Annotated in this window: 21 protein-coding genes; 13 read left to right on the top strand and 8 right to left on the bottom strand. The window is 70.2% G+C overall.

Annotated elements, in window-relative coordinates; all coding sequences use genetic code 11:
• The first annotated feature begins 40 nt into the window (after positions 1–40).
• The 6 genes from ACM26Y_RS11740 (at position 41) to ACM26Y_RS11715 (ending at position 6,670) form a co-directional block, all read left to right on the top strand.
• On the top strand, positions 41–1,027 hold the full coding sequence (locus tag ACM26Y_RS11740; RefSeq protein ID WP_416063490.1) for a glycoside hydrolase family 26 protein: 987 nt from the start codon (positions 41–43) through the stop codon (positions 1,025–1,027).
• Between the two features lies 1 nt (position 1,028).
• Entirely contained in the window at positions 1,029–2,270 is a 1,242-nt protein-coding gene (locus tag ACM26Y_RS11735) for a PP2C family protein-serine/threonine phosphatase (RefSeq protein ID WP_003935495.1), read from the top strand.
• Complete coding sequence (locus tag ACM26Y_RS11730; RefSeq protein WP_416063489.1) at positions 2,267–4,228, top strand: glycosyltransferase; 1,962 nt, start codon at positions 2,267–2,269, stop codon at positions 4,226–4,228. The genes ACM26Y_RS11735 and ACM26Y_RS11730 overlap by 4 nt, the downstream gene beginning before the upstream one ends.
• A complete protein-coding gene (locus ACM26Y_RS11725) occupies positions 4,225–4,563 on the top strand; it encodes an STAS domain-containing protein (protein WP_289379492.1) in 339 nt (112 codons plus the stop codon). Before ACM26Y_RS11730 ends, ACM26Y_RS11725 begins: the two co-directional genes overlap by 4 nt.
• Entirely contained in the window at positions 4,553–4,978 is a 426-nt protein-coding gene (locus tag ACM26Y_RS11720; protein WP_289379491.1) for an ATP-binding protein, read from the top strand. The genes ACM26Y_RS11725 and ACM26Y_RS11720 overlap by 11 nt, the downstream gene beginning before the upstream one ends.
• A 282-nt stretch (positions 4,979–5,260) precedes the next feature.
• On the top strand, positions 5,261–6,670 hold the full coding sequence (locus ACM26Y_RS11715) for an amino acid permease (protein WP_003935499.1): 1,410 nt from the start codon (positions 5,261–5,263) through the stop codon (positions 6,668–6,670).
• Position 6,671: 1 nt separating this feature from the next.
• Here the strand turns inward: ACM26Y_RS11715 and ACM26Y_RS11710 are convergent, their stop codons facing one another.
• On the bottom strand, positions 6,672–7,691 hold the full coding sequence (locus tag ACM26Y_RS11710; protein WP_371382984.1) for an Rv2578c family radical SAM protein: 1,020 nt from the start codon (positions 7,689–7,691) through the stop codon (positions 6,672–6,674).
• A 74-nt stretch (positions 7,692–7,765) separates the two neighbouring features.
• Between ACM26Y_RS11710 and ACM26Y_RS11705 the strand changes: the two genes are divergently transcribed.
• Positions 7,766–8,125, top strand: coding sequence for a RidA family protein (locus ACM26Y_RS11705; RefSeq protein ID WP_003935501.1), 360 nt, complete (start codon positions 7,766–7,768; stop codon positions 8,123–8,125).
• Between the two features lie 60 nt (positions 8,126–8,185).
• Here the strand turns inward: ACM26Y_RS11705 and ACM26Y_RS11700 are convergent, their stop codons facing one another.
• From ACM26Y_RS11700 to ACM26Y_RS11685, 4 genes are read right to left on the bottom strand one after another with little or no spacing between them, the layout of a single operon-like run.
• Positions 8,186–10,156: a 5-oxoprolinase/urea amidolyase family protein gene (locus ACM26Y_RS11700; protein WP_416063488.1), complete on the bottom strand. Its 1,971-nt coding sequence runs from the start codon at positions 10,154–10,156 to the stop codon at positions 8,186–8,188.
• On the bottom strand, positions 10,153–10,809 hold the full coding sequence (locus ACM26Y_RS11695) for an urea amidolyase associated protein UAAP2 (RefSeq protein ID WP_416063487.1): 657 nt from the start codon (positions 10,807–10,809) through the stop codon (positions 10,153–10,155). Before ACM26Y_RS11695 ends, ACM26Y_RS11700 begins: the two co-directional genes overlap by 4 nt.
• Before the next feature lie 2 nt (positions 10,810–10,811).
• Positions 10,812–11,642, bottom strand: coding sequence for an urea amidolyase associated protein UAAP1 (locus ACM26Y_RS11690; RefSeq protein WP_416063486.1), 831 nt, complete (start codon positions 11,640–11,642; stop codon positions 10,812–10,814).
• The gene (locus ACM26Y_RS11685) at positions 11,639–13,189 is read right to left on the bottom strand and encodes an amino acid permease (RefSeq protein ID WP_416063485.1); all 1,551 of its coding nucleotides are present in this window, start codon (positions 13,187–13,189) and stop codon (positions 11,639–11,641) included. The genes ACM26Y_RS11690 and ACM26Y_RS11685 overlap by 4 nt, the downstream gene beginning before the upstream one ends.
• A 198-nt stretch (positions 13,190–13,387) precedes the next feature.
• Between ACM26Y_RS11685 and ACM26Y_RS11680 the strand changes: the two genes are divergently transcribed.
• From ACM26Y_RS11680 to ACM26Y_RS11665, 4 genes are all read left to right on the top strand, one after another.
• Positions 13,388–14,065 carry a TetR/AcrR family transcriptional regulator gene (locus tag ACM26Y_RS11680; protein ID WP_416063484.1) on the top strand — a complete coding sequence of 226 codons (678 nt, stop codon included), beginning with the start codon at positions 13,388–13,390 and terminating at the stop codon, positions 14,063–14,065.
• A gap of 35 nt (positions 14,066–14,100) precedes the next feature.
• Positions 14,101–14,469, top strand: coding sequence for a type VII secretion target (locus ACM26Y_RS11675; protein WP_416063483.1), 369 nt, complete (start codon positions 14,101–14,103; stop codon positions 14,467–14,469).
• Positions 14,466–15,659, top strand: coding sequence for a hypothetical protein (locus tag ACM26Y_RS11670; RefSeq protein ID WP_003935508.1), 1,194 nt, complete (start codon positions 14,466–14,468; stop codon positions 15,657–15,659). The genes ACM26Y_RS11675 and ACM26Y_RS11670 overlap by 4 nt, the downstream gene beginning before the upstream one ends.
• A 259-nt stretch (positions 15,660–15,918) precedes the next feature.
• On the top strand, positions 15,919–17,070 hold the full coding sequence (locus ACM26Y_RS11665) for an amidohydrolase (protein ID WP_003935509.1): 1,152 nt from the start codon (positions 15,919–15,921) through the stop codon (positions 17,068–17,070).
• 81 nt (positions 17,071–17,151) lie between these two features.
• On the opposite strand, the gene ACM26Y_RS11660 is transcribed toward ACM26Y_RS11665, so the two are convergent.
• The 3 genes from ACM26Y_RS11660 to ACM26Y_RS11650 form a co-directional block, all read right to left on the bottom strand.
• Positions 17,152–17,496: a J domain-containing protein gene (locus tag ACM26Y_RS11660; RefSeq protein ID WP_003935510.1), complete on the bottom strand. Its 345-nt coding sequence runs from the start codon at positions 17,494–17,496 to the stop codon at positions 17,152–17,154.
• Between the two features lie 294 nt (positions 17,497–17,790).
• A complete protein-coding gene (locus ACM26Y_RS11655; protein ID WP_289381875.1) occupies positions 17,791–18,066 on the bottom strand; it encodes a hypothetical protein in 276 nt (91 codons plus the stop codon).
• 24 nt (positions 18,067–18,090) lie between these two features.
• Complete coding sequence (locus ACM26Y_RS11650; RefSeq protein ID WP_003935512.1) at positions 18,091–18,507, bottom strand: Hsp20/alpha crystallin family protein; 417 nt, start codon at positions 18,505–18,507, stop codon at positions 18,091–18,093.
• 299 nt (positions 18,508–18,806) lie between these two features.
• Here ACM26Y_RS11650 and ctaD point away from each other — a divergent pair, with 299 nt between their 5' ends.
• Positions 18,807–20,555, top strand: a complete 1,749-nt coding sequence (ctaD, locus tag ACM26Y_RS11645; protein WP_003935513.1) for a cytochrome c oxidase subunit I — start codon at positions 18,807–18,809, stop codon at positions 20,553–20,555.
• Between the two features lie 102 nt (positions 20,556–20,657).
• Positions 20,658–21,152 carry a hemerythrin domain-containing protein gene (locus tag ACM26Y_RS11640; RefSeq protein ID WP_003935514.1) on the top strand — a complete coding sequence of 165 codons (495 nt, stop codon included), beginning with the start codon at positions 20,658–20,660 and terminating at the stop codon, positions 21,150–21,152.
• Positions 21,153–21,193: the final 41 nt, after the last annotated feature.

Raw genomic sequence — 21,193 nt, 5'->3', positions numbered from 1 at the left:
AAACCCGGCGGCGGTTCGTCCGGGATGCGAGGGTGGAACGGTGGGAAACGGACATGCGCGGCCAGCGGCGGTCGCGGCGGGTCTCGCCGTCGCGGTGTCGACGGCCGTGGGATGTGTGCCGACCGTCGACTGCGACGTGGTGGTCACACCGCTGCACGAGCCGGTCGGCGCGTGCCTGCGATTCGGCGTGAGCACACCCGGTGGCCCGACCGCCGTCGACGAGTTCGAACGGGTCGCCGGCCTCGCAGGCACTCCCCCGACCGTGGTGCTGTCGTTCTCCGACTTCGCCTCGCCGCCACCGATCGCCGGGCTCTCGGCGGTCCGGCGGCTCGGTGCCGACCCGATCGTCACGTGGGAGCCCTGGCGCTGGCTCGGCGACGGACGGTACGAAAGCACCGAATTCACGATGACGTCGATCGCCGAGGGCGTGCACGACGACTACCTCTACCGCTGGGCGGACGAGCTCGCCGCATGGGGTTCGACCGTCTACCTGCGTTTCGCGCACGAGCCGAACGGGAACTGGTATCCGTGGAGTCCGGCCGGGGGGACACCACCGCACGACTACGTCGCCGCGTGGCGGCACGTGCACCGGTTGTTCACGTCGAAGGGGGTAGCCAACGTGAAATGGGTGTGGGCGCCGAACGTCTCGTTCGAGGGCAGCAGCCGGATCGCGGATCTGTACCCGGGGCCCGAGTATGTCGACGTCGTGGGCGTCGACGGCTACAACTGGGGAACGACGCAGTCGTGGAGTCGGTGGACGTCGCCGCAGGGGCTGTTCGAGAACACACTCGACGAGCTCGGCCGGATCGCGCCGGACAAGCCGATCGTGGTCACCGAGGTGGGTAGCACCGACGTCGGCGGGTCGAAGCCGGACTGGGTCGCCGATCTCGTCGCGTTCCTCGACGACCGCACGGACGTCGCGGCGTTCGTCTGGTTCGATCACGACAAGGAAACCGACTGGCGGCTGGCGAGCACCCCGGAATCGGCTGCCGCGCTGGCGGAAGCCCTGCAACGGGGGCAGCGCTGACATGACGACCGACACCTCGCAGCTCCCCGACGACCTCGAGGACGAGCGCGTGCGCGACCTCGAACGACTCGAGGTCCTCGACACCCCCCGCGAAGACCGGTTCGAGCAGATCACCCGCATGGCCCGGCACGTGTTCGGGGTGCCCATGGCGAGCGTGGCGCTGCTCGACCGGGACCGGCTCTGGTTCAAGTCCCTTCAAGGGCTCGACCTCGTGCAGGTGCCGCGCGAGGAGAGCATCTGCAAGACCACGATCGTCCGCACCTACCACCACCCCGACGATCCGACGCTGATCGTGGAGGACGCCTCCGCGGACCCCCTGTTCGCCGGACTTCCCGGTGTCGGCGGCGACGACGGTGTCCGTTTCTACGCGGGCTACCCGCTGTACGGTCCCGCGGGTCATCCGGTCGGCACGTTCTGCATCTACGACACCGAGCCACGGACCCTCGACCCCGACCAGCTCGTCGCCTTCGCCGAACTCGCCGAATGGGCGCAGCGGGAACTGCAGCGCGCCGACGAACTCGACCGTGCCGCCGCGATGCAGGCCCAGCTGTTGCCGCGGCCCCTGACCGGCCTGCCCGGCTACGAGGTGCGGGCGGTGTGCATTCCGGCGTTCGTCGTCGGCGGCGACTTCTACGACCACTATCCGCTGCGCGGCGGACTGGTCGTCACCGTCGCCGATGTGATGGGCAAGGGCCTCGGCGCTGCCATCCTGTCCTCGGCGGTGCGCTCCACGTTCCGCGGCGCGTCCCGGGTGATGGAACGGTTCAGTCACGCCGCGACGTGCAGCGTGCTGGATACGGGCGCCGCGCTGACCGCCGCCGCCGAGAACCTCGCCGACGACTGCGAACACACCGGCACGTTCGTCACCGTGTTCCATGCCGCCGTCGAGTTCGCCACCGGCTCGGTGGACTACGTCGATGCCGGGCACGGGCTGGCCGCGATCCGCCGCGTGGACGGTTCCGTGGCGCCGCTGGCCGGCACCGGGCTGCCCGTCGGGGTGCTCCGCGAGTCGACGTGGCAGGCGCAGTGCACGCACCTCGAACCGGGCGACACGCTGGTGATCTGCTCGGACGGGCTGCTCGATCTGCTCGACGAGCACAGCGACCGGCAAGCCCTGTACCGGTTCGTCGCCGGGCATGCGACGCCGCACGATCTGATCGAGGCGGCGCGGGCACTGGCCGGAGGCCGTCCACCGATGGACGACGTCACCGTCGTCGCCGTGCGTCGCTGCGAGGACGCGTGAGTGCGGCCGCGGCGGATCGCTACCCCTCGGCGGGCCTGCGGATCCTGATCGCCGTCTCGGTGCTGCTCGGGGTGAACTACGTGGTGTGGCGCTGGCTGTTCTCCGTCAACTGGTCGGCCTGGTGGATCGCGGTGCCGCTCGTCGTCGCCGAGACGTACAGCCTGATCGACTCGATGCTGTTCGGTCTGACGATGTGGCGGTGGCGGCGGCGCGCCGCTCCCCCGCCGCCGCCCGAGGGGCGCACCGTCGACGTCTTCGTCACCACCTACAACGAGCCCGTCGAGCTGGTGCTCGCGACGGCGGAGGCGGCGGCGCGCATCCGGTACCCGCACGAGACGTGGATTCTCGACGACGGGGAGCGCCCCGAACTGGAAAGGGCCGCCGCGGAACTGGGCGTGCGGTACATGACGCGCGCGGCGAGTTGGACGAACAAGCCGCGCCACGCCAAGGCAGGCAACCTCAACAACGCCCTGCTGCACACGCACGGCGAGTTCATCCTCGTCCTCGACGCCGACCAGGTGCCCGACCCGGAGATCCTGCACCGCACCCTCGGCTACTTCGAGGACGAGCGGATGGCCCTGGTGCAGACCCCGCAGTACTTCGTCAACGTGCCGGACGCCGATCCGTTGGGGAGCCAGGCGCCGCTGTTCTACGGTCCGATCCAGCAGGGCAAGGACGGCTGGAACGCCGCGTTCTTCTGCGGTTCGAACGCCGTCCTGCGCCGCGAAGCGCTGATGCAGCTCGGCATCAGCGGATACGTGCGGGCCGTCGAGGAGGGCGTGGTGCGCGCCCTGCGCACAGCGGGCAGAGTGCTGGACCGGACCCGCGCCGAGGTCGACCCCGACCGGAAGGACGTTGTCGCGGCTCTCGATTCGGTGCGCGAGGCCGTGCGCACGGCGAGGGCGTCCGTCCGCGACGGCCGGCCCCTCGCAGAGGTGACCTACCGCTTTCAGCAGACCGTCGACGCTGCCGCGCGGGCGGTGGTCGAGGCGGACGTCGGGTCGATCCGCGCCGACCTCGACGCGATCGCCGCGCTCGGTACGACGGTGGAGGGCGGGGACGGGGTGCTGCTCGACGAGACGTCGCTCGCGCGTCTCGCCGACCGGGACTGGTCACCGCTCGGCGCTCTCGAGTCGATCCGGGCGATGGTCCGGGCCGTGGACGTCGACCGTGACGAGGAGGCGGAGCCGACACTGGCGCTGGCGACGATCTCGGTGACCGAGGACATGGCGACGTCGATGCGCCTGCACGGCATGGGCTGGAAATCGGCGTATCACCACGAGGTGCTCGCCCACGGCCTCGCCCCCGAGGACGTCGGCACGATGCTCACTCAGCGGCTGCGCTGGGCGCAGGGGACGATTCAGGTGATGCTGCGCGAGAATCCGCTGCTGCAGCGAGGACTGACGATCCCCCAGCGGCTGATGTACTGGGCGACGATGTGGAGTTACCTCGCGGGTTTCGCAGCCCTCGCCTACATCGCCGCGCCGGTGATCTATCTGATCTTCGGCATCCTCCCCGTGCAGGCCTACAGCTGGGACTTCTTCGGGCGGCTCGTCCCGTTCCTGCTGTTGAACCAGTTGCTGTTCTTCGTCGTCAGTCGTGGCACCCCGACCTGGCGGGGGCAGCAGTACAGCCTGGCGCTGTTCCCGGTGTGGATCAAGGCGTGCTGGACCGCTTTTCGGAACGTGTATCTGCACAAGCCGCTCGACTTCGCGGTGACCCCGAAGACGCGGCAGGGCCGCGGCACACTCCCCTGGGGCGCGGTGCGGTACCAGCTCGCGGCCATGGTCCTGTTGGTGGCCGCGTCGGCTGTGGGCGTGGTGCGGCTGTATCTGGGCGCGAGTTCGGTGCTGGGGGTGGGCGTGAACCTGTTCTGGGTGCTGTTCGACCTGGCGATCCTGAGTGTGGTGATACCGGCGGTCCGCTACCGCGGACCCGATACGGGAGGAAATCGATGACCCAGTTCGCAACCCGCACCCTCGCCGCCGATGTCGTGGTGATCCGGCCCGAGGGCCGGCTGAACATGGTCGCGGCCCCACGGTTGCGTGAGCAGCTGCACGGCCTCGTCGACGGTGGGTCCGCCCGCCTCGTCGTCGACCTGGCTGCGACGGAGTTCGTCGATTCGTCGGGCCTGGGCGCCCTCGTGTCGGGACTCAAGGCCGCCCGGCAGGCGGGCGGGGATCTGCGGTTGGCCGCCCCCACCGCGCAGGTGCGCAGCGTGCTGTCGTTGACGAGCCTCGATCGCGTGCTACGCGCGTACGACTCCGCGGAGGATGCGTTCGATGGCGACTGATGCCGGCGCCCGAACGTGGACCCTGACGACCGTCACGGGCGCCGACACGCTCACCGACGTGCACGCGCTGATCGAGGAGATGATGTCCGCGGGCCGGGTGGAGGACGCGGATCGCTTCCCCTTCGAGATCGCCGTCGCGGAGATCGCAGCGAACATCATCGAGCACGCCGCCCTCGGGCAGCCCGTGCCGATGAGCCTGCGACTGCGTGCGCTGCCCGAGCGGCTCGAGGCCGAGTTCACCGACGAGGGGCGGCCGGCCCGGGTGGATCTGGGGACGGTCGAACTGCCGGATGCGCTGGCCGAGCGGGGACGCGGGTTGGCGATCGCCATGGCGGCGCTGGACGAGCTGTCGTACCGCAGGCAGGGCGGAATCAACCGGTGGATCCTGGCGCGGGAGCGAGTCGAGCCGACATAGCCGCGCACCGGTCCGCCGGGTCCGGTGCCCGCGCCCTGCCGGCGGCCGAGATGCCGAATTTGTCCGGACGGCGTCCGTTAACTTCCCGTTAAGTCGGCCCGTCCGCGGCCGGTCGGCCCGCCGGAAAACCCCAGGCCGTCGGCGTACATCTGCCGTTTCGTCGAAGCTGGGAACCTTTCGCTCGCCGATGTGTCTATTACGACGCCGGACGGGGAACCTCAGACTCAGGCAGTCGAGAGGTACATCACACTCGATACCGAACCTGGTTGTGAAGGGGTTTCCATGTCGAACCGTGCCGAGCCCGAACTGAGGCACACGCTCCAGAAGCGGCACCTGTCGATGATCGCGATCGCGGGGGTCATCGGTGCAGGGTTGTTCGTCGGCTCGGGCGCTGCGATCCGGGAGACCGGTCCGGGAGTGCTGGTCGCCTACGCGCTCGCCGGAGTCGTCGTCGTGCTCGTGATGCGCATGCTCGGCGAGATGGCGGCGGCGAATCCGCAGACGGGGTCGTTCTCGGCGTACGCCGACCGGGCCATCGGGCGCTGGGCCGGCTTCTCCATCGGATGGCTCTATGCCTGGTTCTGGATCATCGTGCTGGGCATCGAGGCGACCGCCGGCGCGGTCATCATGAACCGCTGGATGCCCGGCGTGCCTCAGTGGACGTGGGCGCTGGCGCTGATGGTCGTGCTGACGCTGACCAACATCGCGTCGGTGAAGTCGTTCGGCGAGTTCGAGTTCTGGTTCGCCGCGATCAAGGTGACGGCGATCGTCGCATTCCTGGTGCTCGGCGTCCTCGCGATCTGCGGCCTGCTGCCCGGCGTCGAGGCGCCGGGAATGAGCAATCTGACCGGTCACGGCGGCTTCTTCCCCAACGGGACGGGTGCCGTGCTCGCGGGCGTCCTCGTCGTGGTGTTCTCGTTCTTCGGAGCCGAGATCGCGACCATCGCCGCCGGCGAGTCCGCCAACCCCGCCGAGGCGGTGCGCAAGGCGGTGCGGTCGGTCGTGTGGCGAATCCTGATCTTCTACATCGGCTCGATCGCCGTCGTCGTCACCCTGCTGCCGTGGGACGACGCCTCGGTGGCACTGAGCCCGTATGTGGCGGTCATCGATTCCTACGGCATCCCGGCGGCCGCGACCATCATGGACGTCATCGTGCTGACGTCGGTGCTCTCGTGCCTCAATTCGGGCCTGTACACCGCCAGCCGGATGATCTTCTCCCTGTCGCGCCGCGGTGACGCCCCGCCGTCACTGGCCACCATCGGGCGGTCCGGTGTGCCGCGCAACGCGGTTCTCGTCTCCACCGTGGTCGGATTCCTCACCGTGGGCTTGAACTACCTCTACCCCGAGACGGTGTTCCTGTTCCTGGTCAATTCCTCCGGCGCAATTGCCCTGTTCGTGTGGCTGGTCATCGCGGCATCGCAGCTGCGTATGCGGCGGTCCCTCGAGGCCCAGGGCCGGGAGCTGTCGCCGAAGATGTGGCTGTTCCCTTATCTCACCTGGGTCACCATTGCCGCGATCGTCGCGCTGTGCGTCGGCATGGTCGCGCTGGAGAGCACCCGCAGTCAGATGCTGACGTCCTCGGCCCTCGCTGCCGTCGTCATCGGGGTCGGGATCTACCGGCAGCGCCGCCGTCCCGCTCCGTCGGCGGAGACGAACGCCGAGGTCGCCGACCGCGTCCCGGAAACCACCTGATTCAGAACAACGTGGGATCCGCCGATTCTGCGCCCGGTCGCGGCGACACCGCGACCGGGCGCCGGTGCTCGGTGGCACGCGGGCCGAGGCCGTAGCGGGCCACCAGCGGATCGACTCGGTCCTTCAGCCACGTCGCGTACTCCGGCGAGACGTACGCGCCGCGGCCGTAGATCCGCCGATACCGCCGGATCAGAGCCGGATGTTCCTGGCCCAGCCACGACAGGAACCAGCCACGGGTGGAGCCGCGCAGGTGCATCGGCAACACCGTCACGCCGGTGGCCCCGGCGGCGGAGATCGCGCCGAGCAGGTCGTCGAGGTGCCGGCTCGAGTCGGTGAGGTACGGGATGACGGGCGCGACCATGACGTGACAGGGCAGGCCGGCGTCGCTGATCGCGCGGATCAGGTCCAGCCGCGCCTTCGGGGTGGGCGTGCCGGGCTCGATCTGCTGTTGCAGTTCGGGGTCGCCGATCGCGAGCGACACCGCAACCCCGACGTCGACCTGTCCGGCGGCCAGGGTGAGCAACGGCAGGTCGCGGCGCAGCAACGTGCCCTTGGTGAGGATGGAGAACGGGGTGCCGGATTCGGCGAGGGCCCGGATGACGCCGGGCATGAGCCGGTAGCGCCCCTCGGCCCGCTGGTAGGGGTCGGTGTTGGTGCCGAGGGCGACGTGTTCGCGCTTCCACGACCGTCGGGCCAGTTCGCGGCGCAGGACCGCGGCGACGTTGGTCTTGACGACGATCTGGCTGTCGAAGTCTCGGCCCGCATCGAGGTCGAGGTACTCGTGCGTCGGCCGGGCGAAGCAGTACCGGCAGGCGTGCGAACACCCGCGAAAGGTGTTGACGGTGAAGCGGAACGGTAGCTGGGACGCCTCGGGCGTCTTGTTCAGCGCGCTCTTGCACAGCACTTCGTGGAAGGTGATGCCGTCGAAGTCGGGAGTCCGGACGCTGCGGACGAGCCCGGCCCGTTCGAGGCCCGGGAGCGCGCCGTCGTCGACGTCGAGAGTCTGTGCCGCCCACCGCATGCAGTCAGTCGAACATACGTGCTAATTGCAGTCAAGCGCGGGCGCGCAGGGACGGCCTGACAGAATCCCGTGCCATGACCCGTGTGAACATCTCGTCCGGCTCCGAATGGGAGCCGAAGATCGGCTACTCGCGCGCCGTGCGCATCGGCAACCAGATCGCCGTGTCCGGCACCACCGGCGCCGGCGAGACTCTCGCCGACCAGACGCGCGCCGCGCTCGAGACTATCGAGGCCGCGCTGGGCGAGGCGGGCGCCTCGCTGCGGGATGTGATCCGCACGCGCATGTATCTCACCGACATGTCGCGATGGGAGGAGGCCGCACTCGTGCACGGCGAGGTGTTCGGCGAGATCCGCCCGGCGTCCACCATCCTCGAGGTTTCGAGCCTCATCGACAAGAGCCTGCTCATCGAGATCGAGGCCGACGCCGTCGTGTAGGCGGCTGCGCCGCCGGTGTGCCCTTCGGGCTGCTCCAGCAACCCGAAGGACACACCGGTGCTATGCGCCACCGGCTTCCCAGCGGGCACGTTCGGCGGCGAACGCCACCGACTGCACCTGCCGGAAGGCGTCGATCGACGCAGCGTGGTCGACGAGGAACCGCTCGTGCTCGGCGAGCGAGTAGGTGCCGTCGACGATCTCGACTCCCCCTCCCCGGCCGGCCGCGAGGTCGGCGCGCAGGTCCAGCAGTTCCTCCGGCCCGACGGGATACCAGGAGATCCGGTCGAAGAAGCGCAGCAGCCAGGGCGTTCCCACCTCGAACGGGCCCGCCGGCTGCGGGTGCCGGTGGTTCCACACCTGGGTCGTGCGGCCGACGAACTGGTAGCCGCCGGGCCCTTCCATGCCGTAGATGCACAGGTACGCCCCACCGATGCCGACGGCGTTCTCCGGCGTCCACGTCCGCGCCGGGTTGTACTTGGTCGTCACCAGCCGGTGCCGCGGGTCGAGCGGCGTCGCGACGGGCGCCCCGAGGTACACGTCGCCGAGGCCGAGCACCATGTAGTCGGCGGCGAAGACGGTGTCGAACACGTCGTCCACCGACCCGAGGCCGTTCATCCGGCGGATGAACTCGATGTTCCACGGGCACCACGGCGCGTCCGCCCGCACTCCGTGCATGTACCGCTGGATCGCCTCGCGGGTGGCCGGGTCGTCCCACGACAGCGGCAGGCGCACCCGCCGGCTCGGCACCACGAGCTCGTCGCTCGCCGGGAGCTGCCCCTCCGCCTCGGCGAGCAGGTCAAGCAGCGTCGGCACCGGGAGCACGTCGGGATCGACCTTGACCTGGAGTGACCGGATGCCGGGGGTCAGCTCGAGCAGGCCCGCGGGGCGTTCGGCGTCGAGCCGCTGGTGCAGCGCGTGCACCCGAGCCCGCAGCGCGAGGTCGAGGGTCATGTCGCCGTACTCGACGAGGACGTTGTCGTCGCCGCTGCGCCGATAGGTGACCGCCGTGTCGCCGTCGCGGCGGGCGAGTACGCCGTCGTCGCCGTCGCCACCGGGTGAGACCACCAGTGCCAGCCCGGCTCGGCGGGCCACGCCCAGCGCCCGCCGCGACGCGGCGTGCTCGGCGCGGACCGGCACGAACCGCACCCGGTGCCCGGGGGCGAGCTGACCCAGCTTCCACCGGTCGGCCGCGACAACGGTGACGGGGCAGACGAATCCGCCCAGACTCGGCCCGTCGGGCCCGAGGAGGATGGGGGTGTCGCCGGTGAAGTCGAGGGCGCCGACGGAGTAGGCGTTGTCGTGGATGTTCGACGGGTGCAGCCCCGCCTCCCCGCCGTCGGGCCGGGCCCACCGCGGCTTCGGCCCGATCAGCCGCACGCCGGTGCGGTCGGAGTTGAAGTGCACCTCGTACTCGGTGGCGTAGATCGTGTCGATGTCGGTGCGAGTGAAGAACTCCGGTGCGCCGTGGGGCCCTTCGGTGACGGCGATCTCCCAGCGCGTGGTCATAGCCGGGACGTGCTCGGCGGGAACCGGGGCCACCGGCCCGGTCGCCGACTCCCCCACGACGAGCACGTCCCCCTCGGCGAGCGTCCTCCCCTCGTGTCCACCGAACCGGCCGAGCGTGAATGTCGCTGCACTGCCGAGGAACTCGGGGATGTCGAGGCCGCCCTGCACGAGTACGTACACGCGCAGCCCGGGGCCGACGAGGGCACCGACGTCGAGCACGCCACCGGCGGGGACGGTGACGGGACGCCACTGCGGGACCACCGTGCCGTCCACCCGCACGGTCGCCGGGGCGCCCGTGACGCACACCCGCGTGGCGTCGGTGAAGCGCAGCGCCGGTCCGGCCATGACGGATTCGAGGCCGGGCGCGCCTTCGGCGTTGCCGAGTGCGGCGTTGCCGAGGCGGAACGACAGGTCGTCCATCGGGCCGGACGGCGGGACCCCGACCTGCCAGTAGCCGGTGCGACCCGGGTAGTCCTGGACCGTGGTGAGCATGCCGGGACGGTCGACGGTGATCTTGGTGGTCATGACGGTCGGGCCTCCGGTCGGGTCACGATCATCCGCACCTCGGTGGGGTCGAAACCGTTGCACGGGTTGTTGATCTGGGGACAGTTGGAGACGAGGACGAGCACGTCCCGGTCGGCGCGCAGGGCGAGGCGTTTGCCGGGGGCGGAGAGGCCGTCGACGATGCCGAGGGTGCCGTCCGAGTCGACGGGCACGTTCATGAAGAAGTTGATGTTGGAGACCAGGTCGCGTTTGCCCAGGCCCCACCGGGCGCCTTCGACGAGGAAGTTCTCGACGCACGCGTGCTGATGCTTGGTGTGGTGGCCGTAGCGCAGGGTGTTCGATTCCTGCGAGCAGGCACCGCCGACGGTGTCGTGGTTGCCGACCTCGTCGGCGACGAGGGTCATGAGGGCCTCGCCGTCGCCGGCGCGCAGCACGGATCCCGTGGTGAGGAACAGGTGCCGCTGGGCAGCGATCGTGGCGGGCGCGCTGTAGCGGACGGTGGTGTCGTGCGCGTCGTAGATCAGGGTGTCGACGGCCTGGTTGCCGTGCAGGTCGACGACGGTGAGCACGTCGCCGGCGGCGACGACGGCCGACCAGGGTCCGCGGGCACCGGCGATCTCGTCACGGATCACCGTCCCGGGCACGAGGGCGGGCAGGTCGAGGGTCGAGGTCATGATCAGTGCTCCGTTCCGGTGGCGGCGGTCCAGGCGTCCTCGGTGTTGAGGACGGCGCGCCGGTATTCGGGGTCCGTGTTCGGCAGGTCCTCGAGGTCGCGCGGGGCGTGCCAGGCGAGCACCTCGAGGGTGGTGGTGGAGAAGCGTGGTGCCGGGTCGAGGGGGTGGGCGGTGTTGGCGATCAGGGCGATGACCGGCAGATGGATGAGCAGCTCGACGCAGGCGCCGGCCCCGGCGGTGCCGGTGCTGGTCAGGGCGCCGTCGCCGTCGACGCGCACGCCGTGGAAGAACGACAACGAGGGCGGCAGGTCGCGGGGGGTCAGGTCGTGCTTGGCGGCGGCGACGGTGAACAGCTCCCGGCCTGCGGGTGCGTGCGAATGGAGGCCTCCCGCACCGTATTTCACGGTGTTGCCGGCCAGGTGGGTGGTGCCGCACAGCGCGTCGTGCCGGCCGGAGGTGTCGGCGACGAGGGTGGCGAGCACCCGGCCCTGGTCCGACAGCAGCGGATGTCCGACGCCGAGGTAGGCCTGCCACGGCACCTTGACGGTGTCGGCGACGTTGAGGCGCTCGTGCGGGGCGTCGGCACGGAACAGCAGCAGGTGGGCACAGGCGGCGCCGTCGAGGTCGCGCAGGCGCAGACGGGTGCCGCGGGCGAGGACCTTGGTGGTGTAGCGGCCGCCGGGCACGGTCTCGGCCCAGGTCATGGCGGCGGTGCGCCCGCCGGGTGGGGTCGGGTGCGCCGAGGCGGGGACGGTGGGCATGCCGGCGGTGACGGTGCCGGCCTGGGCTCGGGCGTGTGCCTTGGCGGCGTGGGTGGTGGCGGTGTCGGTCATGCTCGGGCTCCGATCGTGACGGGGTTCGGGTGCGCGGCGCGGCGCGGGAAGCACAGGGCGCCCAGGGCGACGACGGCGGCGACGGTGAGCGGCGCGGCCCACTGCAGCAGCGGCATGGTGCCGTCCGGGTCGAAGATCTCGGTGCGCGGCCAGGACAGGTTGACCACCATCAGCAGGCCGTACGCGACGGCGAGGACGTTGACGGGCAGACCCCATCGGCCGAGCGAGAACAGCGGATTGCCGTCCGCGTCGGTCGCCGCGGCGTCGTACGGGCCGCCGCGCAGCCGGCGCAGCAGCAGCGGCACGGTGACCATCAGGTACGCGAGGTAGATGAGCACGATGCAGACGCTCGAGAGGGTGGCGAAGATCGCGCTGTTGCCCATGTTCACCGCGAGGATGCCGATGCACACCATGCCGATCAGCACGGCCGGCGCGATGGGAGTACCGGTACGGGCGTTGACGTGCGACAGGATCTTCGACGCGGGCAGGCGCTCGTCGCGGGCCATCGAGAAGATCAGGCGCGACGCGGCGGTCTGGATGGCGAGGGTGCAGATGAACACGGCGATGGCCACGTCGACGAGGAGCAGCGTGCCCCACGGTGAGGACAGGATCGCGCCGAGCACGTACGGCAGGCCCTCGGCGGCGAGGCGGCCGTCGGTGAGGCTGGGGGCGGCCATGAGCGCGCCGAGAATCATCAGGCCGCCGCCGATCGCGGAGACGGACAGGGCGAGGCGGATGGTGCGGGGTGCGACCCGCCGCGGGTTGCGGGTCTCCTCGGCGAGTTCGCCGGCCGAGCCGAAGCCGACCATGACGTAGGCGGCCATGAGCCCGGAGACGATCCAGGCCCAGCCGTACCCGGGGCTCGCCCCGGGTACGCCGGTGTCGAGGACGACCTGCGGGCCGCGGACGGCGTGGGTGAAGAACATCCCGATCACGGCGACGACACCGACGATCTCGCAGGTGACGCCGATGCTGTTGATCCGCGACATCCAGTTCACGCCGATGCTGTTGATGATCGTGGTGAGCACGAGCAGCACCGACCCGAGCAGGACGGCGTTGGCGGCGCCGGACGAGGAGGTCAGCGACGGGTCGTCGCCGATGATCTGGAATCCACTCCAGACGGCCGGGAGGACCACCTGCAGGGCGATCGCGGCGGCAGCGGCGGTCACCATCTGCGCGAGGATCATGAACCAGCCGGCGAACCAGCCGACCACCTCGCCGCCCATCCGGCGGGACCACTGGTAGATCGCCCCGGAGATCGGGTAGCGCGCCGCGAGTTCGGCGAAGTTCAGGGCGACCGTGAACTGGCCGGCGAATACCACCACCCACGTCCAGAAGAAGGCGGGGCCGCCGAAGCCGAAGCCGAGGCCGAACAGCTGGAAGATGGTCGTGAGGATGGAGACGAACGAGAAGCCGGCGGCGAAGGAGGCGAACCTGCCGAGGTTGCGGTGCAGCTGCTGCTGGTAGCCGAATTCGCCCAGGTCGCCCGCGTCCTGGTGCGAGGCGGTCGGTGCAGCGGGAGCCGGCCGGGTGAGCGTCAGGCTCATGGCGGTGTCCGTTTCTGTGCGCGGTGCGGCGGCCGGATGACCGTCGAAAAACTGTCGAGTGACAGTTTTCGCGAGGTCACGTCTTGTCCGAATGTCCGCGGCGTAACGAGTTCGTGACCGACGTTTCCACCGTGTGACGGTCTGCTCACCACGTGTCCGCTCCGCTGTCGTCGCCGGATCTGTGCCATCGTCGACGGCGTGACCCATGCCCGCCCCGGACGCCCTCGACTGCACCGGCCACGCCGGCCCGGTTCCACCGCACGCGCCGAGATCCTCGACGCCGCAGCGGAACTGTTCACCACCCGCGGATTCGCGTCGACCTCGACGCGGCTCGTCGCCGAGGCGGTCGGCGTCCGGCAGGCCTCCCTGTACAACCACTTCGCCACCAAGGACGACATCCTCGCGGCGCTGCTCGAGCAGACCGTCGCCCCCACCCTGTCGTTCTGCGAGCAGCTCGGCGACGACCCGTCCCCAGAGGCCCGGCTGTACGCCCTGGCGCTTTTCGACACCGCGCAACTCGTCACGGGGCGCTGGAATCTCGGTGCGCTCTATCTGCTCCCGGAGGTCCGCACCGACCGGTTCACGCAGTTCCATGCCGCCCGGACCGGTCTGCGCGCGTGCTACCGCCGGCTCGCGGTCGCCGTCCTCGGCCGTCGTGCCGCCGGAGCGGACGCCGACGACCCTCGCGCCGACCTACCGTTCCGGTTGGTCGAATCCGCCATCAACATCCGCGCCGACGGGGACACGGCTGCCGTCGCGGACCTGCCCGAGGTGCTGGCGGAGGCAGCGCTGCGCGTCCTCGGGTTCACCGGACCCGTAGAGCCCGTGCGCGAGGTCGCCCGCGCACTCGTCGCCCGGGTCGCCGCCTCGAGTTAGAGTGCTGCGCACGCGAATCTGATTGGGGGGTCATCATGAGCGGTTTGTTCGACGCTGCCGGCTCGTTCTCGACGGGGGGCGGCGTCCGTGTCGTGCCCGACGGGGTGCGGGCGTTCGGCGGCACGTCCCTGCGCGCCGCAGAGGAGGTCGCCCGGGCGGGCGGAATCGATCTGCAGGCGAACGTCTCGTCGCTGAGCCCGGCCATGGGCCTGATCGGCGCGGACTTCGTCGCCGCGTTCGCCGTCACGCAGGGTGCACACACCCGCGCCGTCGCCCAGCTGGCGTACGTCTACGCGTCCGGCGGTGTCGCCGCGCACGACGCCGCAGCCCGGTACAAGACGCTCGACGCCACGACCGCCACGGGCCTCGGCGCGGCCGTCGCGGGACTCGGGGACGCGCGATGATCGCGCAGCAGGCGCCGGTCGCCTCGCCCACCGTCCTCGACGCGCTCCGCGCGTCCCCTGCCGGACCGGTCCTCGACCTACCCCTGCCCGCCCCGCCCCCGGCCCCGCCGACGTGGTCGCCGGAATCCGGGCTCGATGCGATATCCGAAGTGCTGCAGTCTATTCCGGTTCCACCGATGCCGGGAATCGACGAATTGCTGCGTCCCCTGCGCGATCTCGGCGCCCTGTTCGGTACCGGGATCGTCGAGGCACTCGACCCTTCGGCGGTGCTGCAGCAGTCGTCGCGGGTGCTCGAGGGCGCGGCGTCGCTGACCCGCACGGCACTGCATGCGCTCCCGGACTCGTGGGAGGGGGCACCCGCCGAGGCCGCGCTCGACAAGGGTCGCCAGGCACAGCTCAGCGCGGTCGAGCTGAGCGAGCGGGGCGACGAGATCGGAGCGGTCACCCGCGCCGCGACCGCGAGTGTCGAGCGGGGCAACGTCGAACTCGGCGGAATCGCCCAGTCCTTCCTGGCCTTCGCCACCGCGACGGCGCCCGTCGCGCTGACACCACCGGGACAGGTCGCGCTGCTCACCGCCGCCGCCGAGCATGTGTCCGCGGCGCTGGCGGTGGTCGCGCGTACTCGCGGCGAACTGCTCGGCCACACCGCGGCGATGAATGCGCTCGCCGCGCCGATCGCTGTGCCTGCCCCCGTCGCCAACCCCGGCCTGCCCGCTCCGGCGGACGTCGCCGCTACGGCCACGAAAACCGTGGAGATCGTCGCCGCGGCCGGTGCGCCCGGCGATGTGCCGGCGCAGACGCAGGCCGCGGCATTCGCAGGCGGCACCGGACCGGCGACCCCCACGGTCGCCGCCGCCACCGCCCCGGCGAGCAGCGCGAGTGGCATCGCACCGGGCGGGGGCGGTATTCCGCTGGGCGCGGCAGGTGCGGCGGCTCTCGGGGGCGCGGTCGGCGGTCTCGGCGGCGCCCCGTCGAACCCCCGGTCGGCCGTGACTGCTCCCGTTTCCGCCGTCGCTCCGGCCGCCCGGCCCCCGCTCGCGGCCGCGATCCCGGCCACCGGACGCGCCGACGACGACACGCCCCGACGAACCCGTCCGGCGATCCTGGTGTGCGCGGCGAACAGCACCGCCGTGATCGGCGAGCTCCCGGCGGCGACGGCACCGGTGATCGGGGACGGTGCAGACTGGTGATTCGCGGGTTCCCGTCCTGCAGGGTGTGGGACGGGAACCCGGTCGTTCGTCACCGGCCTGCCCGTGATCGGGGATTCGTTGCGGACAGCGCCGCCGAGGTCGGCTGATCGCCGAGTCACATCTGTGCGGCGACGAGGACACGGTGTCGACGAACGCGAGAACCGGGACGTGGTCGCCGCGACCGTGGTGAACTGACTGACGAGCCGGTTCGATCTCGGCCGGCCCGTAGCTGTCACCGACCCGACGGAGTTCTCGACGGATGACGATCGACCACGACCGCGTCGTCGCCTGGCGACGAGACCTGCATGCCCACCCGGAGCTGTCGTTCGCGGAGTTCCGGACCACCGCGCTGGTGCGCGATCAGCTGGTCTCGCTCGGGCTGGACCCGGTGACCCTGCCGGGCGGTACCGGATTGTGGTGCGACGTCGGCCCGGACACGACCGAGTGCCTCGCGCTGCGGGCCGACCTCGACGCCCTGCCGCTCACGGAGACCACCGGGTTGCCGTACGCATCGACCGTGGACGGCGTGTGTCACGCGTGTGGGCACGATGCCCACACCGCGATGCTGCTCGAGGTAGCCACCGTGCTCGCGGCACACCCGCCCCCGCAGCGGGTGCGGTTGATCTTCCAGCCCGCCGAGGAGACCACCCCGGGTGGCGCCCTCGAGGTCGTCGCGGCGGGCGGTCTCGCGGGGGTGTCCCGGATCTTCGCGCTGCACTGCGCCCCGCAACTCGAGGCGGGCAAGCTCGCCACCCGCGCCGGGCCGATCACCTCGTCCGGGGCCGTTCTCACGGTCCGGCTGTCCTCCCCCGGCGGCCATTCGGCCCGTCCGCACCTGACCGGTGACCTGATCCACGCGGCGGCCGTGCTCGTCACCGGTCTGGCGTCGGTGCTCGATCGACGCCTCGACGCCCGTACCGCCACCGTCCTGACGTGGGGACGGGTTCGGGCCGGGCATGTCGGCAACGCCATCCCCGAGGAGGGAGAACTGGTGGGCACGTTGCGCAGCGCGTCGCACGAGACGTGGGCGACGGTGGAGCCCCTGGTACGACGCAGCGTCGCGGAACTGCTCGCACCCTACGACGTGGACCACGAACTCGAGTACGTGCAGGGCGTCCCGCCGGTGGTGAACGATCCCGAGGCGGTGGCCGAGATGCTCGCCGCGATCGAGTCCGTGGTAGGCCTCGAGAATCTCGCCGAGGCGGGACAGTCCAGCGGCGGCGAGGACTTCGCGTGGTATCTCGAACACGTCCCGGGTGCGATGGCGCGGTTGGGGGTCTGGGACGGGACGAGTCCGCGGCACGACCTCCACCAGCCCGACTTCGTGCTGGACGAACGAGCCCTGGTGTACGGGACCCGCACCCTGCTGGCCCTCGCCTACGGCGGAAAGCACGAACCCCGCATCCCCTGACGCGAGCGGACGAACCGTGCCGTCGGACCGATCGAGTGAGCGGCACATTCGCTCCGCGAGAAGCGCCCGTGCGGCGCCGGGTCACCGATGGCGACGGACGGGTCCGGCCCGGATGGGCGGATCCGCCTCGGAAGGCGGGGCCGGGCGGTGCACGGTCACGGGGACGGACCGCGCCGCGGTCCGGGCGACCGGGCCGGCGCGGCGGCGGTCGTACTCCGCGCGGCGACGGGGGTCGCGCAGGACGGAATAGGCCTCGACGATCCGGCGCAGTTCCTCGTCCGGATCCGGGCCGAACGGGAGGGCCGGGTTGCGGAGGTCGGGGTGATGCTCGCGGAGCTTGCGACGGAAGGCCGCCGTGATCTCCTGGTGCCCGGCGGAATCGGACAGGTCCAGTACGGCGTAGAGATCGGGTTCGCTGCCGGTCACGGCCCCGCTCCTTTCGCTTTCGTCGTCGGCTGCGTCGGGTGTGGCCGCAGGAGCGAACGCCCGGCGGCCCACCTCGCGACGGAGGGGGCCGCCGGGCGTCGGCGATGATCGGGTGCGGCCCGCACTGGTGGTGCCGTTACCGGCGGTGCGCCGGCCGGTTCAGCGGCTCCGGGCCGCTGAGCGGCTCGACGCCTCGTGGCTGTCGTCCGGGCGGGCGGCACGCACGTCAGCGCCTTGCGCTACTGCTGCGATGTCGTATCACCGTCCCTTCTCACAACAAGACTTCCGTGGGTCTCACAAGGCTTCCGCGGGCGATCGGGTGCGGACCGGAGGGGAGCGCTGCGTGGCCACCACGTCCCCCGGAGCCCGCGTCCCGGCCCGTCCGGGCGGCCGCAGGGGGCACACCGGGCCCCGTGGACGCCGGACCGCGGCGGTCCGGCATCCCGGGAGGTCCACCGGCGGTCGCGTCCGGGGCACCTCGAGCATGTCCAGCTCGAGATCGAGCAGGAGCAGTTCGAGATCCGCACCGTCGACGGGGGCCGGTTCGGCGATCAGTTCGAGTGCGTCCATGGCGGTCTCCGCGGACACGGGGGGTCAGGCGTCGATCGCCTTCTTGTCGCCCACCGCGATCTCGATCCTGCGCGGCTTGGCCTTCTCCGCCACGGGGATCGTCAGCCTCAGCACGCCGGCGTCGTACGTCGCCTCGATGTTCTCGGTATCGAGGTTCTCGCCGAGGAACAGCTGCCGGCTGAACACGCCGCGCGGACGCTCGGCCGCCACCATCTCCTGGCTCTGGTCGCGCGCCGGTCGCTCTGCATGCACCGTCAGCACGTTCCGTTCGACATCGAGGTCGAGCGAATCGTCGGCCACGCCGGGCAGGTCGAACTCGACGACGAACTTGTCGCCCTCACGCCAGGCGTCCATGGGCATCACCGCAGGCCGGGCCGCCGTGCCGAGAACCTGCTGCGCGAAGCGATCGAGCTCGCGGAACGGATCGGTGCGCATCAACATCGTTTCCACCTCCACAGACTCTCTTCGTGCCGGTTGAGGAGAGCGGCCGATCTATGTTTGCCGCTACACCTTTCTTGTACCACCGACAACATATGAAGGCAAGGATTTGTTCCCGGAACAGCCGCGAATTCCGCGCGGCCAGGCGACAATCCCGCCGCCCAAAACCTCCCGTGCGCGGCTGCGTTTGGTTACGCTCGATCTACCGCATGATGCCGCGGCGGTTCCGGGATGCCCTCAGGCCGAGCGGAGCGCCCGGCGCCGCAGTGACGTCGCCGCCCCGGGCGGCGCAAGGAGGCACCATGGTTGTCACCGAGACGAAGGCCGTCCGACCGTATCCGCCGCGGTATGCGCCGAAGGGTTCGACGTTCTACAGACTCGTCACCACGACCGACCCGAAGATGCTCGGTCTGATGTACATCGTCACGTCGTTCACGTTCTTCCTCATCGGCGGCCTGATGGCGCTGCTGATCCGCAGCGAGCTCGCTGTTCCGGGTCTGCAGTTCCTGTCCAACGAGCAGTACAACCAGTTGTTCACGATGCACGGCGGCATCATGCTGCTGATGTACGCGACCCCGATCGTGTTCGGGTTCGCCAACTACATCCTGCCCCTCCAGATCGGCGCCCCCGACGTCGCTTTCCCGCGCCTGAACGCGTTCAGCTACTGGCTGTACCTCTTCGGCGCGACCGTCGTCGCCGCCTCCCTCATCACTCCCGGCGGTGCACCGGACTTCGGATGGACGTCGTACATTCCGTTGGCGGACGATCTGCACTCCCCCGGTATCGGCGCCAACCTGTGGTTCACCGGTCTCGCGGTGGCCGGTCTCGGCACGATTCTCGGCGGGGTCAACATGATCACCACCGTGGTGTGCCTGCGCGCGCCGGGCATGACGATGTTCCGGATGCCGATCTTCACCTGGAACATCTTCATCACGATGATCCTGATCCTGCTGATCTTCCCCCTGCTGACCGCCGCGTTCATGGGGGTGATGGTCGACCGGGTACTGGGCGGGAACATCTTCGATCCGGCCACCGGTGGGGTGCTCCTCTACCAGCATCTGTTCTGGTTCTTCGGTCACCCCGAGGTGTACGTCATCGCGCTGCCGTTCTTCGGCATCATCTCCGAGGTCATCCCAGTCTTCTCCCGCAAGCCGATCTTCGGTTACACCGGCCTGGTCTACGCGACCCTCGCGATCGGTGCCCTGTCGATGGCCGTGTGGGCGCACCACATGTACGCCACCGGCGCCGTGCTGCTGCCGTACTTCTCGTTCATGACGTTCCTGATCGCGGTGCCCACCGGCGTGAAGTTCTTCAACTGGATCGGCACCATGTGGAGGGGACAGGTGACGTTCGAGACGCCGATGCTGTTCTCGGTCGGCTTCATCATCACCTTCCTGTTCGGCGGCCTGACCGGTGTCATCCTCGCCAGCCCGCCGCTCGACTTCCACGTCCACGACTCCTACTTCGTCGTCGCGCACTTCCACTACGTGCTCTTCGGCACCATCGTGTTCGCCACCTACGCCGGTCTCTACTTCTGGTTCCCGAAGATGACCGGACGGCTGATGGACGAGCGGCTCGGGAAGTGGCACTTCTGGCTGACCTTCGTCGGTTTCCACACCACGTTCCTGGTGCAGCACTGGCTGGGCAACGAGGGCATGCCGCGCCGCTACGCCGACTACCTGCCGTCGGACGGGTTCACCACGCTCAACACCATCTCGACCATCGGGGCGTTCACCCTGGGCGTCTCCACCCTGCCGTTCCTGTGGAACGTGTTCAAGAGCTACCGGTACGGGCAGGTCGTCACCGTCGACGACCCGTGGGGCTACGGCAACTCCCTCGAGTGGGCGACCACCTGCCCGCCGCCGCGGCACAACTTCTACGAGCTGCCGCGCATCCGCTCCGAACGGCCCGCGTTCGAGCTGCACTACCCGCACATGGTGGAGACCATGCGGGCGGAGGCACACGTCGGCGTCGGCCGGCGCCACGCCGCCGAGGTCGCCGAGGAACCCCACGTCCGGGACACCGCCGACCGGACACCCAAGGGCACCTGACCCGGCCGGCCGGACCGGTGTAACCGGGCTCCCGCCGGGGTATCTGGAGCACACGCCCCGCACGGCGGCGAGCACTCGAGTACCACTTCGGCGGGAGGCCCGGTGTCCACTGACGCGATCGTGTTGTTGAAGGAAGACCACAAGGAGATCCGTAAGTTGTTCCGCGAGTTCCGCGGTGCGGACGACGACCAGGAGAAGGGTCGGATAGTCGGACGGATCATCGAACTGCTGACCGTGCACACCTACATCGAGAACGAGGGCATGTACCCCGAGGTGCGCTCACTGCTACCCGACCTCGAATCGGACATCCTCGAATCGTTCGAGGAGCACCACGTGGCGGATGTGCTGGTGATGGAACTGGCGGGGATGAAGCCCGACGCCGAGCGATTCGACGCGAAGACGACGGTCCTCATCGAGAACGTCGAGCACCACATCGAGGAGGAGGAAGAGGAGTGGTTCCCGAAGGTGCGGGAGGCACTCGGCCGCAAGCAGCTGCAGGAGATCGGGGCACGGATGCTCGAACTGAAGGAGAAGGCACCCCGCTCCCCCGCACAGCCTTCGGCACTGAAGAAGACGATCGACGCCGTCGTCAGCTGACACGTCGCCGGACCGCAACCGGTCCGGTTCACGAAGGCCGG

The organism is Rhodococcus indonesiensis (assembly GCF_047782815.1).
Taxonomy (GTDB): Bacteria; Actinomycetota; Actinomycetes; order Mycobacteriales; family Mycobacteriaceae; genus Rhodococcus; species Rhodococcus indonesiensis.
Note: the sequence above shows the minus strand (reverse complement) of the source record. Positions and strands in the feature narration are given on the sequence as shown.